Raw genomic sequence first — 14,931 nt, 5'->3', positions numbered from 1 at the left:
CCTCGCCGGACCGCGCCGGCGTCGCCGTGCGGGGACAATGGGTGCGTGATCGTCCTCGCAGCAACGCCCATCGGCAACCTCGGGGACGCCTCGCGCCGTCTCGTCGAGACCCTCTCCAACGCCACGGTCGTCGCGGCGGAGGACACCAGGACCGCCATCCACCTGATGCGTGCCCTCGGCATCGAGAACCGTCCGCGGCTCATCGCCCTGCACGAGCACAACGAGCGGGCGAAGGCGTCCGAGGTCGTCGAGCTCGCCCGCGACGAGGACGTCGTCGTCCTGACCGACGCCGGCATGCCCGCGATCAGCGACCCCGGCTTCCCCCTCGTCGAGGCCGCCGCGGCCGCCGGGGTCACCGTCACCGCCCTGCCCGGGCCGTCGGCCGTACTCATGGCGCTCGCCGTGTCCGGGCTGCCGACGGACCGCTTCACGTTCGAGGGGTTCCCGACCCGCAAGGCCGGGGAGCGCCGTCGGGCGTTCCAGGCGCTGGCGGGGGAGCAGCGGACGATGGTGTTCTTCGAGTCGCCGCACCGGCTGGCCGAGACCCTGGCGGACATGGCCGTCGGGTTCGGGGGCGACCGACGCGCCGCGGTCTGCCGTGAGCTCACGAAGCTGTACGAAGAGGTCCGCCGTGGGCCGCTGGACGAACTCGTCGCGTGGGCGTCCGAGGGCGTCCGGGGCGAGATCTGCATCGTCGTCGCCGGCGCCGAGGAGGCCACCGAAGAAGCCACGCTCGACGACGGCGTGCGCCTGGTGCTCGAGCGGGTGGCCGCCGGCATGCGCATGAAGGAGGCCGCCGCGGCGGTCGCGGACGCGACCGGGCTGTCGAAGCGGGACCTCTACGAAGGGGCGCTCGCGGCGCGCTGAGCGGGGCTCGTCACGTTCGCATCCGCCGGTCTGGAGGCGCGGGGCGGGCCCGTCACGGGCCTCCCGGACCCGGTTCTCCACAGTCCACCGCCGCACGCGTCATCAGGGTTCGGTGCGCCCGTAGGATGGTCCGCATGTCCGCCGGGTCCTCGTTCAGCATCACCACGCCGATCTTCTACGTGAACGACGTGCCCCACATCGGGCACGCCTACACCGAGGTCGCCGCGGACTTCCTCGCGCGCTGGCACCGGCAGCGCGGTGACGACACCTGGCTGCTCACCGGCACCGACGAGCACGGGCAGAAGATCCTGCGCACCGCCTCGGCGAACGACGTCTCGCCCAAGGAATGGGCCGACCGGCTGGTCAACGACGCCTGGAAGCCACTGCTCGACACGGTCGACGTCGCGAACGACGACTTCATCCGAACCACCGACGAGCGGCACGAGCGCGGCGTGACGGCGTTCCTGCAGAAGCTGTACGACGACGGCTTCATCTACGCCGGTGAGTTCGAGGGCTTCTACTGCGTGGGCTGCGAGGAGTACAAGCAGCCGAGCGACCTGGTCGCCGGGACCGGTGCGTACGAGGGCCAGCAGGTCTGCGCGATCCACTCGATCCCGGTCGAGGTCCTGGCTGAGCGCAACTACTTCTTCCGGATGTCCGACTTCGAGCAGCGCCTGCTCGACCTGTACGAGTCGAACCCGCTGTTCATCCAGCCCGAGAGCGTCCGCAACGAGATCATCTCGTTCGTCAAGCAGGGGCTCCGCGACCTGTCGATCTCGCGCTCCAGCTTCGACTGGGGCATCAAGATCCCCTGGGACAGCGACCACGTGCTGTACGTGTGGTTCGACGCCCTGCTCAACTACGTCACGGCGCTCGGCTACGGCACCGACGACGACGAGGCCTTCAAGCGCCTCTGGCCGAGCGTGCACATCGTCGGCAAGGACATCGCCCGCTTCCACGCCGTCATCTGGCCGGCGATGCTCATGGCCGCCGGACTGCCGGTGCCGGAGCGCGTCTTCGGCCACGGCTGGCTGCTCGTCGGCGGCGAGAAGATGTCCAAGTCGAAGCTGACCGGCATCGCGCCGTCGGAGATCACCGACACGTTCGGGTCCGACGCGTTCCGCTACTACTTCCTGCGCGCCATCACCTTCGGGCAGGACGGCAACTTCAGCTGGGAAGACATCTCGGCGCGCTACCAGGCCGAGCTCGCGAACGGCTACGGCAACCTGGCGTCGCGCCTGGTCGCCATGCTGCAGAAGTACTGCGACGGCGAGGTCCCGGAGCGCGGTGCGCTGACCGAGTCCGACCAGGCGATCGACGCCCTGGCCGTCTCGGTCACCGAGCGTGCCGACGCCGCCATCGCCGCCTTCGCCCCGCACGAGGCGATCGCGAGCGTGTGGGAGCTCGTCGACGCCCTGAACGGCTACATCACCGAGCAGGCGCCCTGGGCCCTGGCGAAGGACGACGCCAACCGCGAGCGCCTCGGCACGGTCCTGACCACCGCGCTCCGCGGCCTCGGCACCGTCACCGTCCTGCTGTCCCCGGTCATGCCGAAGGCGACCGAGAAGCTCTGGGCCTCGATCGGCGCCGGCGGGTCCGTCGCCGAGCAGCGGGTCGACCGTGCGTACGAGTGGCAGGGTGCGTCGCACGTGGTGCCGCTCGAGAGCGGGCTGTTCCCCCGGATCGAGCAGGTCTCCGCGTGACCGACGCCGAGTCGCACGTCCGATCCCGCGGTGACGGGGCGTCCGGTGGCTCGAAGCGCGACCTGACGTACCCGCCGCTGCCGCAGGCGCTCGTCGTGCCGGTGTACGACAACCACACCCACATGGAGATCGCCGACGGTGTCGGCGACGGGGGCGACGGTCCCCTCGAGTACCGCGAGCACCTCGACCGTGCCTCGAGCGTCGGCGTGCGCGGTGTCGTGCAGGTCGGCACGGACCTCGCCACCTCGGAGTGGTCCGCGTCGATCGCCGCCCGCGAGCCAAGGGTCCTGGCGGCCGTCGCGCTGCACCCGAACGAAGCGCCCGTGCTGCAGGAACAGGGGCTGCTCGACGAGCACCTCGCCGGCATCGAACGGCTCGCCGCGCTGCCGCGGGTCCGGGCGATCGGTGAGACCGGCCTCGACTTCTTCCGCACCGGCGAGGACGGCCGTGACGCCCAGGTCCGTTCGTTCGAGGAGCACATCCGCATCGCGAAGGAGCACGACCTCGCGCTGACGATCCACGACCGCGACGCGCACGACGCCGTGGTCGAGGTCCTCGACCGCGTGGGTGCCCCGGAACGCACCGTCTTCCACTGCTTCTCCGGCGGGCCGGACCTCGCCCGGCTCTGCGCCGAGCGCGGCTGGTACATGTCGTTCGCCGGCACCGTGACGTTCAAGAACGCCGCACTGCTGCGTGAAGCCCTGGTCGTCGCCCCGCGGCACCTGATCATGATCGAGACCGACGCACCGTTCCTGACGCCCACCCCGTTCCGTGGCCGCCCGAACGCGCCGTACCTCATCCCGCTCACCCTGCGGTCGATGGCGGAGACGCTCGGCACGGACGCCTCGATGCTCGCGGCCCAGATCGCCTCGAACACCGAGCTCGTCTACGGCGCGTGGGACGCCGAGCCCGTGACGGTGGAGGAGTAGTCGTGGGTGCCCTGCTCGGCCCGGCGGAGATCCGGGAGCTCGCGGCCGAACTCGACGTCACCCCGACGAAGAAGCTCGGCCAGAACTTCGTGCACGACGCCAACACCGTGCGGCGGATCGTGTCGGTCGCCGGTGTGACCCCGTCGGCACGGGTGCTCGAGATCGGGCCGGGGCTCGGGTCGTTGACGCTCGGGCTCACCGAGACCGGCGCCCCCGTCACCGCGGTCGAGATCGACAAGCGCCTGGCCGTCAAGCTCCCGTCGACGGTGTCGTCGATGCAGCCGGACGCCAGGCTGACGGTCGTGCAGCAGGACGCCATGACCGTCGCCGCCGCGGACCTCGACGTCGAGCCGACGCACCTCGTCGCGAACCTGCCGTACAACATCTCCGTGCCGGTGCTGCTGCACCTGCTCGCGACCTTCCCGTCGATCGAGCGGTCGCTCGTCATGGTGCAGGCCGAGGTCGGGTACCGGCTCGCCGCCGGTCCGGGCAGCAAGGTCTACGGTTCGCCGAGCGTCAAGGCCGCCTGGTACGGGTCGTGGAGCACCGCCGGGTTGGTCAGCCGTCAGGTCTTCTGGCCGGTGCCGAACGTCGACAGCGTCCTGGTGGCGTTCGACCGGCACGAGCCCCCGGGTGACGAGCTCCTGCGGTCGCGGGTGTTCACGCTGGTGGACGCGGCGTTCCAGCAGCGGCGCAAGATGCTGCGGCAGAGCCTGTCCGGGGTGCTCGGCGGCAGTGCGCACGCGTCCGAGGTCCTGACGGCGGCGGGCATCGACCCGACCGCCCGCGGTGAGGCGATCGGTGTGGACGACTTCGTGCGGCTCGGGCGGACGGTCCTGGCGGCCGCGGAGTAGTTCGTTCCTCGCCCGGCGACGGCCCCGCCCTGACGCCTGCGTGCTGCGTACCTGCTGACCGCGATGGTGCGAGGTTCTGTGTTCCGTGCGAGCCGAAGTGGCTCGCACGGAACACAGAACCTCGCACCATTCGAGGCACCCGGGTCAGTGCTCGCGGGACGCCATCATCTCGAGGATCTGCTGGTGGTTGCCGTTCCGCTCGGCGAAGCGCAGCGGGTGCACGTTCTGCACCAGGATCTCCGGGGCAGCGCCGGACTCGATGAGCGCCATGACCTCGTCGGCGAAGGCGTCGAGCGGCATGCCGCCGAAGTCCGCGCCGCCCATCAGGTCGGTCATGACGGCCGGCGGGGCGAGCTCGAGCACCTCGAGCGACGACCCCACGAGCTGCTGACGGAGGGCCTGCGTGTAGGCGTGCACACCGGCCTTCGTCGCGCTGTATGTCGGTGATGCGGTGAGCGGGACGAACGCGAGACCGGAGGTGACGGTCATCAGGGTGGCCGAGGGCTGGGCGAGCAGGTGCGGCAGGAACGCGTCGACGAGGCGGATCGTGCCGACCAGGTTCGTCTGGACGAGCTCGAGGGCGTCGTGGATGTGCTCGGGGTCGCGGAGGTCCTCGTCGCGCATGATCCCAGACATGGTGATCAGAGCATCGAGCGACGGGTACGCCTCGAGCACCGAGGTGGCGGCGGCTTCGATGGACGCCGCGTCGGCGACGTCGATCTGCACGGTGCCGAAGCCGTGCTCGGTAGCGAGGGAGTCGAGGAGCGCCTGGCGGCGGCCGCCGATGACGACGGTGCTGCCGGCGGCCTGCAGGCGCTGGGCGAGCGCGAGACCGATGCCCGAGGTCGCGCCGGGGATGAAGACGGTGGAGTTCGTGATGTCCATGGCGACCACGATGCTCCGTGGACAGGGACGCAACCAGAGCGCGGTCATCGGGGGATCGGCGATCCCTGGCACCCGGGGCGGAAGCGGACGATGATCGACCCATGGACCGTGCCGCGCTCGCCGACTTCCTCCGCCGTCGCCGCGAGCTGCTGCGCCCTGAGGACGTCGGTCTCGGGCAGGGTCCACGGCGTCGGACCCCGGGGCTGCGCCGCGAAGAGGTCGCTGCCCTCGCCGGCATGTCCGTCGACTACTACACGCGACTCGAGCAGCAACGCGGACCGCAGCCGTCCGAGCAGATGATCGCCGCGATCGCCCGGGCCCTGCGGTGCAGCCTCGACGAGCGCGACCACCTGTTCCACCTGTCCGGGCAGAACGCCCCGACCCGGATGCACCGCGCCGACCACGTCGACCCGGCGATCCTGCGGGTGCTCGACCGGCTCGAGGACACCCCGGCGATCGTCGTCAGTCACCTGGGCGAGACCCTGGTCGAGAACCGGCTCGCGGCGGCGCTCCTCACCAGCTCGGTCGGCTTGCCGGGCAACCGCCGGTACCAGGCGTGGCGGTGGTTCGTGACGGGTGAGGAGCTCACGAAGTACGCACCCGAGCAGCACGAGCGGCTGGGTCGGGTGGTGGTCGCGTCGCTCCGGGCGGCCGTCGGGCTCGCGGGTCCGGGTGACCGCCGGGCGACCGAACTCATCGCCGAGCTGCAGACGCGCAGTGCCGAGTTCCGCGACCTCTGGGCCAAGCACGAGGTGGCCACGCGCTGGTCGGACAACAAGACGATCGTGCAGCCGGAGCTCGGCCGCATCACCGTCGACTGCCAGGTGCTGCACACCGACGACCAGGCGCAGGCCCTGCTGCTCTTCACCGCGCCTCCAGGATCAGAGGACGCGCAGAAGCTCGAGCTCCTCGGCGTCGTCGGACAGCAGACCTTCGCCGGCTGACGCGTCGCACGGTGCGGGTTCGCTCGGCTGGTGCGAGGTTGGTCGACCCCGCACCGTGCGAGGTTCGTGAGCCCGTGCATCGTTGAGCGCTCGGTGCCGCCCTACAGCCCGCCACCGAGCGACCAACCTCGCACCGACCGGACAAGCGCGCACCGTGCACCCCGCCCCCCCCCCCCGAGAAGCAACGCCACGTCACACACTTGGGCACGTGCGGTATACCGTGCCTAGGGTGGGGGCGTGAGCACTCCGCGCGTGTACGTCATCCACGAGAACCCCGAGTGGTTCCCCCCGCTCGCCGCCGCCTTCGAGGCCGAGGGCGTCCCGGTCGAGGAGATCCTGCTGACCGAGGGGCAGATCGACCTCGCGGCCGAGCCGGCACCCGGCGTCTACTGGAGCCGCATGTCCGCCAGCTCCCACACCCGCGGCCACGAGCACAGCAAGGAGTACACCCGGGCGATCCTCGGCTGGCTCGAGCGTGCCGGCCGCCAGGTCGTCGGCGGCAGCCACGTGCTCGAGCTCGAGGTGTCGAAGGTCGCCCAGCACGGGCTCCTGCAGCAGGCCGGGTTCGACGTGCCCCGCACCACCGCCGTGTTCGGCACGACGACGCTCAAGGACGCCGCCCGCATCTTCACCGACGGGCAGGACGTCCCCTTCATCACGAAGCACAACCAGGGCGGCAAGGGCCTGGGCGTCCGGCGGTTCGACTCGCTCGCCGAGTTCGACGCCTACGTCGACAGCCCCGAGTTCGAGGCCCCGGTCGACGGCATCACCCTGCTGCAGGAGTACCTGACGGCCCGCGAGCCCTTCATCACCCGCGTCGAGTTCGTCGGTGGCGAGTTCGTGTACGCCGTCCGCGTCGACACCAGCGCCGGCAGCTTCGAGCTCTGCCCCGCCGACGCGTGCGAGGTGCCGCAGGTCATCGCGGGTGCCGTCTGCGACGTCCCCGGCACCGAGACCGCCGGCGCGCCCCCGGCGTTCGCCGTCCGGACCGAGATCAACGCCGAGCACCCGCTGGTCCAGCAGCTCCGCACGTTCCTCGCCGACCAGCGCATCACCATCGCGGGCGTCGAGTTCATGGAGACGACGGACGGCCGCACCGTCGTCTACGACATCAACACGAACACGAACTACAACCCCGCGGTCGAGGAGTCCGCGCCGGCCTCCGGCCCGCGCTCCATCGCGAAGTACCTCGGTGGCCTGCTGGCGGCGGAGTACGCGGCGCAGCTCACGGCCTGAGAACGCAAGAACCACCGGACTGGAGGCCCGTGGCGGGCCCGCCACGGGCCTCCAGTCCCCTTTCCCACACCCCCCCAAGGAACCCACGTGCGATTCGGATACTGGACCCCGCTCTTCGGCGGCTGGCTGCGCAACGTCGACAACGAGAACATGCCGGTCACCTTCGACTACGTGAAGCGCCTGGCGCAGCGCGCCGAGCGGATCGGCTTCGACCTGACGCTCGTGCCGGAGCTCAACCTCAACGACATCAAGGGCACGGCGGCGCCCTCGCTCGAGGCGTGGTCGCTCGCGGCGGCGATCGCGGCGACGACCGAGCGCCTGGAGATCATGGCGGCGATGCGTCCCGGGTACCACCTGCCCGCGGTGACGGCGAAGCAGGCGGCGACGATCGACGACATCTCGTGCGGCCGGTTCACCTTCAACGTCGTGAGCGCCTGGTGGGCGGAGGAGGCGAAGCAGTACGGCGGGATCTTCTCGGAGCACGACGACCGGTACAAGCGCACCGCGGAGTTCGTCGAGGTCATGAAGGGCCTGTGGCGCGAGACCCCGTACTCGTTCTCGGGCGAGTACTACGACATCGAGAACGCGCACCTCGAGCCGAAGCCCCGCGTGACGCCGCGCATCTACGCCGGTGGGGAGAGCGAGGCCGGCAAGGCTGCGATCACCGGGTACGCCGACGCCTACGTCACGCACGGCGGCACGGTCGAGGAGCTCCGCGCGAAGATCGACGAGATGAAGCAGCGCCGCGTCGACGCCGGTCTGCCGCCGTTCGAGGCGTTCGGCATGGCCGCGTACGTCATCGTGCGCGAGACCGAGGAGGAGGCGCAGGCCGAGCTCGCCCGGATCACCGACGTGCAGCACGGCAAGGCGTACGAGTCGTACCAGGACTTCATCTCGAAGTCGCAGCTCGAGCACGTGCCCTCGCTCGAGGACTACTCGGTGTCGAACCGCGGCCTGCGCCCCGGGTTCGTGGGGACGCCGTCGCAGGTGGCCGACCGCATCCGGGAGTTCGAGGACGCCGGGGTCGACACGCTCCTGCTGCAGTTCTCGCCGCAGCTCGAGGAGATGGACCGGTTCGGCGAGCAGGTCATCCCGCTCGTCCGGCAGTCGGTCGGGGCGCAGTCCTGATGGGTGCCGCGCCGACCAACGCCGAGGACGGCTGGGCGTTCGAGACCCGCCAGATCCGCGCCGGCTTCAAGGCCGACCCGGGGTGGGGCGCGAACGTGCCGCCGATCGCGCAGAGCGCCGCGTACGTCTACCCGTCGGGGGAGGACGCCGCCGCGCGCTTCATGCTCGACGCTCCCGGCCACACCTACACGCGGGTGAACAACCCGTCGGCGGCAGCCCTCGAGCGCCGGATCGCCGACCTCGAGGGCGGGATCGGTGCGCTGGCGCTGGCGTCCGGGCAGGCGGCGACGTCGCTGGCCGTGCTCGGTGTCGCACGCGCCGGTGACCACGTGGTGTCGAGCGCCTCGCTGTACGGCGCGACCTACACGCTGTTCGCCTCGACCCTGCGGGACCTCGGCATCACCTTCACGTTCGTGCAGGACCCGACCGACCTGTCCGAGTGGGCAGCGGCGGTGCGTCCGGAGACGAAGGCGTTCTTCGGCGAGTCCATCCCGAACCCCCGCGGGGACGTCCTGGACTTCGCCGGGGTGGCCGGAGTCGCACACGAGGCCGGTGTGCCGCTCATCGTCGACAACACCATCGCGACGCCGTACCTGGTGCGCCCGATCGAGCACGGCGCCGACATCGTCGTGCACTCGGCGACGAAGTACCTGGCCGGACACGGCAGCGCCATCGCCGGGCTCATCGTCGACAGCGGGAACTTCGACTGGGCCGCGCACGCCGACGCCTACCCGCAGCTGGCCTCGACCGAGCAGTCCGGGTTCGCGAACACGAACTTCGCCGAGAAGTTCGGGCGGCGGGCGTTCATCCAGCGCACCCGCTCGAAGCTGTCCGCCGACCTCGGGCCCGCGATCGCACCGTTCAACGCGTTCCTGGTGCTCCAGGGCATCCAGACGCTGTCGCTCCGCATGGACCGGCACGTGTCGAACGCCGCCACCGTGGCGACCTGGCTCGACGCACACGACCAGGTCGAGCACGTGCACTACGCCGGCCTGCCGGCCTCGCCGTGGCACCACCTGCAGCAGCGCTACGTGCCGAAGGGACCGTCGGCCGTGCTGTCGTTCGACCTGGCCGGCGGGGTCGCCGCGGGCCGACGGTTCGTGGCGGCGCTCGAGCTGTTCGACCACGTCTCGAACCTCGGCGACGTCCGCTCGCTCGTCGTGCACCCGGCATCGACCACCCACGTGCAGATGACTTCCGCCGAGCGGGCGGCCGCCGGGGTGGGGGACGGCCTCATCCGCCTGTCGATCGGCCTCGAGCACATCGACGACATCACCGCGGACCTGGCGCGGGGGTTCACGGCAGCCGCAGCGGGATAGGTTGGGCGCATGACCACGTTGGCCGCACCGACCCGCGTGCGGACGCGCGCCCCCGGCAAGATCAACGTGTTCCTGTCCGTCGGGGCGCTGCAGGACGACGGCTACCACGACGTCGCCACGGCGTACCAGGCGGTGTCCCTGTACGAGGACGTCACCGCCGAGGCCGCCGACGACTTCTCGGTCACCTTCACCGGGCCGATCGACACGAGCACCGTGCCGGTCGACGAGTCGAACCTCGCCATCCGCGCGGCCCGGCTCGTGGCCGACGCGGCCGGACACCGCGGCGGCGTGCGGCTGACCATCGACAAGCAGGTGCCCGTCGCCGGCGGCATGGGCGGTGGCTCCGCGGACGCCGCTGCGACCCTGCTCGCCGTCGACACGCTCTGGGGCACCGCGCTCGGTCGCGAGGAGCTGCTCCGGCTCGCCGCACAGCTCGGCGCCGACGTGCCGTTCGCCTTCGCCGGCGGCACCGCCGTCGGTACCGGTCGCGGTGACGAGCTGAGCCCGGCGCTGGCCAAGGGCGAGTTCCACTGGGTCCTCGCCCTGAGCGACGACGGGCTGAGCACCCCGGCCGTCTACCGTGCGCTCGACGAGCACCGGGAGCGGTACCGCGCCGACATCTCCCCGGCGCCGTCGCACCCCGTGGTCGAGGCCAACGTCCTGCAGGCCCTGCGCGCGGGCGACCCCGACCTGCTCGCCGACTGCGTCCACAACGACCTGCAGGCACCGGCCATGCGCCTGCAGCCCCGGCTGGCGGCGACGCTGGAGCTCGGTGAGAAGTCCGGTGCCCTGGCCGGCCTGGTGTCCGGCAGCGGACCGACCGTGGCGTTCCTGGTCGGTGACCGTGACGCCGCGCTCGAACTGCAGGTCGAGCTCAGCGCCGCCGGCCTCGTCGCACTCCGGGCCACCGGTCCGGTGCACGGCGCACGCGTGGTGCACTGACCCGACGCCCCGGCAAAGCCGACGGCGGTTGGACCGCCACCGTCAGCGGCTGTACTTCCAGAGGATGACCGTGCCGGTGTGCCAGTAGCGCACGACGTGGAACCCCTCGGCCACGAGCGTGTCGGTGACCTGCGGGCGGATGTTCCGTGACTTGCCGCCGACGAACCACACGGTGTCGATGCCGGAGATCCGCTGGGGCACCGTCGTCGCGATGTCCCCGTTGACGTTCCAGAGCTGCCCGCGTTCGGCACCGGTCTCGGCGACGGCGAGGTCGCGCATCCCGGTGAAGGCCTCGGGGTAGGAGTCGGCGATGACCTGCGCGGTGGTGCCCGGGTGCTCCCAGACGCTGCCGAAGACGACGCCCTCGTTCTGGTCGGTGCGCCGGTCCCGCTCGCGCTCGATGATCGCCGCCGCGTTCGCCCAGTGCGAGTCCTGCTTCGCGTGGGGCAGCCGGACGATCGTGCTCGTCGGTGCCGACACGAGCAGCATCCCGACGACCGCGAGCGCCAGCCACCGCCGGGGTCGGATCGCCGTGATCGCCAGGCCGATGAGCAGCGCGACGAACGGCAGGCTCAGGCTGGCGTACTTCGGGGAGTACAGGTGCTCCCCGGCCGCGGTCGCGCCGACGAGCAGTGCGGTGGGCAGGATCGTCAGTGGGACGGCGACGCGCACGGCCTGCATCCGCAGCAGGTCACGGGCGGCGGGGGAGGGGCGTCGGGTGGCCCGGACGGCGAGCACGACGCCGACGATCATCAGCGCCCACCCGAGCACCGCGTACGGCCAGACGGCACCGAACCAGGCGGTCGCGACGACCTGGCGCACAGTGGCCCACCCGACGCCGGTGATCCAGCCGACCTGCTTGGCCTGCCCTGCGGCGAGGACGATGAACGGCGACACCACGAGCGCGGCCCCGACGGCGGCGACGCCCCAGCGCACGAATGCGGCGCGGTCGACCATCGGCGCAGCCACCGGACCACTGCGCCGCGAGAGCACGGCGTCGCGCCGTGCGGCACGGTCGGCGACGGCGGTCCAGAGGAGCACGACCCCGTGCGCGACGACGGCCAGGGCCAGGTAGACGTTGAACAGGACGGCCACCACGGCGAACAGGCCGTAGACGACCCACCACCGGGTCGCGTGGTGCCGGGTCCGGGTGCGTCGGACCGCGGTGATCCCCACGAGGGTCAGCGCGACGGCGAAGGTCGTGACGGTGGCGTACGGGCGCCCCTCGGTGCCGGCCCAGGCGACGCGCGGCAGGACCAGGAACACGATCCCGGAGACGACGCCGAACCGCACCCCGCCGAGACGACGGCCGAGCGCGACGACGAGGCCGGCGGAGACCCCGATGGCCAGCGCGCTCGGGAACCGCAGCGTGAACGGCGAGTACCCGACGAGCGTGAACCAGACGTGCATCACGGCGTAGTACAGGCCGTGGACGGCGTCGACGTTCTGCAGTTCGGCCCAGAGCGCCGGCCAGCTGCGCTGTGCGCTCGCGATGGTCGCAGCCTCGTCGTACCAGACCGACGGCACCCAGCTGAAGGCCGCTGCGACGACGACGCCGAGCGCGCCGACGGTGATCTCGGGGGTCCGTGCGAGGGCTCGGACAGCCGCCACGACGAGCCCCAGCGAGCGCGCGCGCACCGACGCGTCCGACGTCGTGCGTCGGACCGGGACGGTACCGGTGCGCGGGGAACTCACGCCCGCGACCGTACCGATCTGCTCTGGGGATCCGCCGCGTCCGGGCGCTGAACTCTCACATGCAGGAGTTCGGTGCGACGGGCCAGAATGACGGGATGGAACCCCTCGTCGCCCCCGCCGCCGCGCTCTCCCCGGGGCGGACGCAGCTCGGTTCGCGGACCGCCGCGCTCGCCGACGTCGGGGTCACCGGGCTGCGACGCCTGGCCACATCGCGCATCCTCGTCGTCGGGGCCGGCGGGCTCGGTGCGCCGGTGGTCGCGTACCTCGCCGGGATCGGTCGGCTCACGGTGGTCGACCCCGACGTGGTCGACGCTTCGAACCTGGCCAGGCAGACGCTCTTCACCGCCGCGGACGTCGGCTCGCCGAAGGCGCAGGTCGCGGTCGCCCGGGCCGTCGCCGTCGACCCGGAACTCGACGCGGTCGCCGTGGTCGGGTCGTTCACGCCGGACCTGGTCGCCGGACACGACGTCGTGGTCGACGCCGCCGACTCGGTCGTGGTCACCCGGGCCGTCTCGGACGCCTGCGCCGTTGTCGGCGTGCCGTTCGTGTGGGGCACCGTGCTCGGCCACGACGGGCAGGTCAGCGTCTTCCGCGACGCCGGGCCGGACGGCGTCGACTTCCACGACCTGCACCCCGAGGCCCTGCCCGACGAGGGCTCGTGCGCCCTCGATGGCGTGGTCCCCGCACTGTGCGGTGCGGTCGGTGCGGTGATGGCAGGACAGGTCTTCGCGTTGGTCACCGGCAGCGGCGACCCGCTGCTCGGACGCGTGCTGACCGTCGACGCCCGCCGGTGGCGCTGGACGGAGAGCCCCGTCCGTCGCGGACCCGCTTCGCGTCGACCGGCACCTGCTGGTGCCTCCGCGACGCCGCGCATCGCGCCGTCCGCCCTGGCTGCCAGGGTGGCGGACCCGTCGGACCCGCTGGTCGTCGTCGACGTCCGGACCGACGAGGAACGCGCGTCCGGCGTGGTCGCCGGTGCCGTCACCGACGACACCGGTTCGGACGAGGTCGTCGTCTACTGCGCACGCGGCCCCCGTGCGGACGCGTGGGCGGCGCGGCAACCGGCCGGGAGGCGCGTGACGGTCCTCGACGGCGGCTTCGAGGCCTGGCGTCGCGAGGGGCTGCCCGTGGCGATCGAGCACCGGTCCTGACCCAGCCCGGTCACCCCCACCGCCCCTGCCGCCGCATCCGCGGATAGGATCAGTGGATCATGACGCAACTGCGGGTACGGGACGCTGCGGCCTTCCTCGGGATCAGTGACGACACCGTTCGTCGGCTCGTCGACGGCGGCACCTTCACCCGTGCCACGGACGACGCGGGGCGAGCCGTGGTCGACGGTCGCGAGGTCGCCGCGTACGCGCGGGAACGCAGCTCCGAGCTGACCGACCCGGCGTCCGCGGTGAAGAGCTCGGCGCGCAACCGCTTCGTCGGGATCGTCACCGACCTGGTCGTCGACACCGTGATGGCGCAGGTCGAGCTGCAGTGCGGCCCGCACCGTGTGGTGTCCCTGATGAGTGCCGAGGCCGTCCGCGACCTCGGGCTCGAGGTCGGGTCCGTCGCGGTGGCGTCCGTGAAGGCCACGATGGTCGCCGTCGAGGCACCCGCCCGGCACGAGGACGAACGATGATCCGCCTCCGGCCGTTCGCGGCGCTGGCCCTCGCCGCCACCGTCGCGCTCGGGCTCGCTGCGTGCACGGCTCCGGACACGGGCTCGGGGGCATCGGCCTCGGCGGGTTCCGACACCGAGGGGCCGACCGGTTCGATCACCGTGTTCGCGGCGGCGTCCCTCCAGAAGACGTTCACCACGCTCGGCAAGCAGTTCGAGACCGCGAACCCCGGTGCCTCGATCCGGTTCTCGTTCGCCGGCTCGAGCGACCTCGTCACCCAGATCCAGAACGGCGCCCCCGCCGACGTGTTCGCGTCCGCCGACCAAGCGAACATGGCGAAGCTGTCGTCGACCGACCTGGCGAGCGGGTCGCCGCAGGACTTCGCGACGAACGTCCTCGAGATCGCCGTCGCGCCGGGCAACCCGAAGGGCATCGCCGACCTCGACGACCTGACGGCTCCGGGCGTCCAGCTCGTCACGTGCGCCGCCCCGGTGCCGTGCGGTGCCGCGACGGCGAAGGTCGAGTCCGCATCGGGCGTCGATCTCGAGCCGGTCAGCGAGGAGCAGTCCGTCACCGACGTGCTCGGCAAGGTCGAGTCCGGGCAGGCCGACGCCGGACTCGTCTACGTGACGGACGTCCGAGGGGCCGGCGGCAAGGTCGACGGCGTCCCGTTCGACGAGTCGGACAAGGCCGTCAACACGTACCCGATCGGCGTGCTCCGGGAATCCCAGGACCCGGAGCTCGCGCGGGCGTTCTCGGAGTACGTCCGCTCCGCCGCCGGACAGCGCGTGCTCGCCGACGCGGGCTTCGGGAAGCCCTGACC

The 14,931-nt window shown here is 71.8% G+C and carries 14 protein-coding genes; 12 read left to right on the top strand and 2 right to left on the bottom strand.

The window, feature by feature from the left end:
- Positions 1-45 precede the first annotated feature (45 nt).
- The 4 genes from rsmI to rsmA all read left to right on the top strand — a co-directional run bounded on the left by rsmI (position 46) and on the right by rsmA (position 4,353).
- Positions 46-867, top strand: coding sequence for a 16S rRNA (cytidine(1402)-2'-O)-methyltransferase (gene rsmI, locus DEJ08_RS14535; protein ID WP_111055070.1), 822 nt, complete (start codon positions 46-48; stop codon positions 865-867).
- A gap of 134 nt (positions 868-1,001) precedes the next feature.
- Positions 1,002-2,570: a methionine--tRNA ligase gene (gene metG / locus DEJ08_RS14530; RefSeq protein ID WP_111055069.1), complete on the top strand. Its 1,569-nt coding sequence runs from the start codon at positions 1,002-1,004 to the stop codon at positions 2,568-2,570.
- Complete coding sequence (locus tag DEJ08_RS14525) at positions 2,567-3,499, top strand: TatD family hydrolase (RefSeq protein WP_111030772.1); 933 nt, start codon at positions 2,567-2,569, stop codon at positions 3,497-3,499. The genes metG and DEJ08_RS14525 overlap by 4 nt, the downstream gene beginning before the upstream one ends.
- 2 nt (positions 3,500-3,501) lie before the next feature.
- Positions 3,502-4,353, top strand: a complete 852-nt coding sequence (gene rsmA / locus DEJ08_RS14520) for a 16S rRNA (adenine(1518)-N(6)/adenine(1519)-N(6))-dimethyltransferase RsmA (protein WP_111055068.1) — start codon at positions 3,502-3,504, stop codon at positions 4,351-4,353.
- 144 nt (positions 4,354-4,497) lie between these two features.
- On the opposite strand, the gene DEJ08_RS14515 is transcribed toward rsmA, so the two are convergent.
- Positions 4,498-5,238 (bottom strand): SDR family oxidoreductase, encoded by a 741-nt coding sequence (locus DEJ08_RS14515; protein WP_110864077.1) that lies wholly within the window; start codon positions 5,236-5,238, stop codon positions 4,498-4,500.
- A gap of 101 nt (positions 5,239-5,339) precedes the next feature.
- Here DEJ08_RS14515 and DEJ08_RS14510 point away from each other — a divergent pair, with 101 nt between their 5' ends.
- From DEJ08_RS14510 to DEJ08_RS14490, 5 genes are all read left to right on the top strand, one after another.
- Entirely contained in the window at positions 5,340-6,182 is an 843-nt protein-coding gene (locus DEJ08_RS14510) for a helix-turn-helix transcriptional regulator (protein ID WP_111030775.1), read from the top strand.
- 237 nt (positions 6,183-6,419) lie between these two features.
- Positions 6,420-7,418: an ATP-grasp domain-containing protein gene (locus DEJ08_RS14505; RefSeq protein WP_111055067.1), complete on the top strand. Its 999-nt coding sequence runs from the start codon at positions 6,420-6,422 to the stop codon at positions 7,416-7,418.
- A gap of 87 nt (positions 7,419-7,505) precedes the next feature.
- Positions 7,506-8,546 carry an LLM class flavin-dependent oxidoreductase gene (locus DEJ08_RS14500; RefSeq protein ID WP_071406522.1) on the top strand — a complete coding sequence of 347 codons (1,041 nt, stop codon included), beginning with the start codon at positions 7,506-7,508 and terminating at the stop codon, positions 8,544-8,546.
- The gene (locus DEJ08_RS14495) at positions 8,546-9,865 is read left to right on the top strand and encodes an O-acetylhomoserine aminocarboxypropyltransferase/cysteine synthase family protein (RefSeq protein ID WP_111055066.1); all 1,320 of its coding nucleotides are present in this window, start codon (positions 8,546-8,548) and stop codon (positions 9,863-9,865) included. The genes DEJ08_RS14500 and DEJ08_RS14495 overlap by 1 nt, the downstream gene beginning before the upstream one ends.
- Positions 9,866-9,874: 9 nt before the next feature.
- Positions 9,875-10,807, top strand: a complete 933-nt coding sequence (locus DEJ08_RS14490; RefSeq protein ID WP_027466065.1) for a 4-(cytidine 5'-diphospho)-2-C-methyl-D-erythritol kinase — start codon at positions 9,875-9,877, stop codon at positions 10,805-10,807.
- Between the two features lie 42 nt (positions 10,808-10,849).
- On the opposite strand, the gene DEJ08_RS14485 is transcribed toward DEJ08_RS14490, so the two are convergent.
- A complete protein-coding gene (locus DEJ08_RS14485; RefSeq protein WP_111055065.1) occupies positions 10,850-12,502 on the bottom strand; it encodes a glycosyltransferase family 39 protein in 1,653 nt (550 codons plus the stop codon).
- 95 nt (positions 12,503-12,597) lie between these two features.
- On the opposite strand from DEJ08_RS14485, the gene DEJ08_RS14480 reads away from it, so the two are divergent.
- From DEJ08_RS14480 to modA, 3 genes are read left to right on the top strand one after another with little or no spacing between them, the layout of a single operon-like run.
- Positions 12,598-13,653, top strand: coding sequence for a ThiF family adenylyltransferase (locus tag DEJ08_RS14480; RefSeq protein WP_181439035.1), 1,056 nt, complete (start codon positions 12,598-12,600; stop codon positions 13,651-13,653).
- Positions 13,654-13,712: 59 nt separating this feature from the next.
- Positions 13,713-14,129, top strand: a complete 417-nt coding sequence (locus tag DEJ08_RS14475; protein ID WP_111024680.1) for a TOBE domain-containing protein — start codon at positions 13,713-13,715, stop codon at positions 14,127-14,129.
- A complete protein-coding gene (gene modA, locus DEJ08_RS14470) occupies positions 14,126-14,929 on the top strand; it encodes a molybdate ABC transporter substrate-binding protein (RefSeq protein WP_111055063.1) in 804 nt (267 codons plus the stop codon). Before DEJ08_RS14475 ends, modA begins: the two co-directional genes overlap by 4 nt.
- Positions 14,930-14,931 lie beyond the last annotated feature (2 nt).

The organism is Curtobacterium sp. MCLR17_054, assembly GCF_003234335.2.
GTDB classification, from domain to species: domain Bacteria; phylum Actinomycetota; class Actinomycetes; order Actinomycetales; family Microbacteriaceae; genus Curtobacterium; species Curtobacterium flaccumfaciens.
This window is presented reverse-complemented; position numbering and strand designations above follow the sequence as displayed.

Coding starts and splice junctions, on each gene's coding strand:
- DEJ08_RS14475 (WP_111024680.1), top strand. CDS start 13,713: ATGACGCAACTGCGGGTACGGGACGCTGCGGCCTTCCTCGGGATCAGT.
- DEJ08_RS14495 (WP_111055066.1), top strand. CDS start 8,546: ATGGGTGCCGCGCCGACCAACGCCGAGGACGGCTGGGCGTTCGAGACC.
- modA (WP_111055063.1), top strand. CDS start 14,126: ATGATCCGCCTCCGGCCGTTCGCGGCGCTGGCCCTCGCCGCCACCGTC.
- DEJ08_RS14515 (WP_110864077.1), bottom strand. CDS start 5,238: ATGGACATCACGAACTCCACCGTCTTCATCCCCGGCGCGACCTCGGGC.
- DEJ08_RS14480 (WP_181439035.1), top strand. CDS start 12,598: ATGGAACCCCTCGTCGCCCCCGCCGCCGCGCTCTCCCCGGGGCGGACG.
- DEJ08_RS14510 (WP_111030775.1), top strand. CDS start 5,340: ATGGACCGTGCCGCGCTCGCCGACTTCCTCCGCCGTCGCCGCGAGCTG.
- metG (WP_111055069.1), top strand. CDS start 1,002: ATGTCCGCCGGGTCCTCGTTCAGCATCACCACGCCGATCTTCTACGTG.
- DEJ08_RS14490 (WP_027466065.1), top strand. CDS start 9,875: ATGACCACGTTGGCCGCACCGACCCGCGTGCGGACGCGCGCCCCCGGC.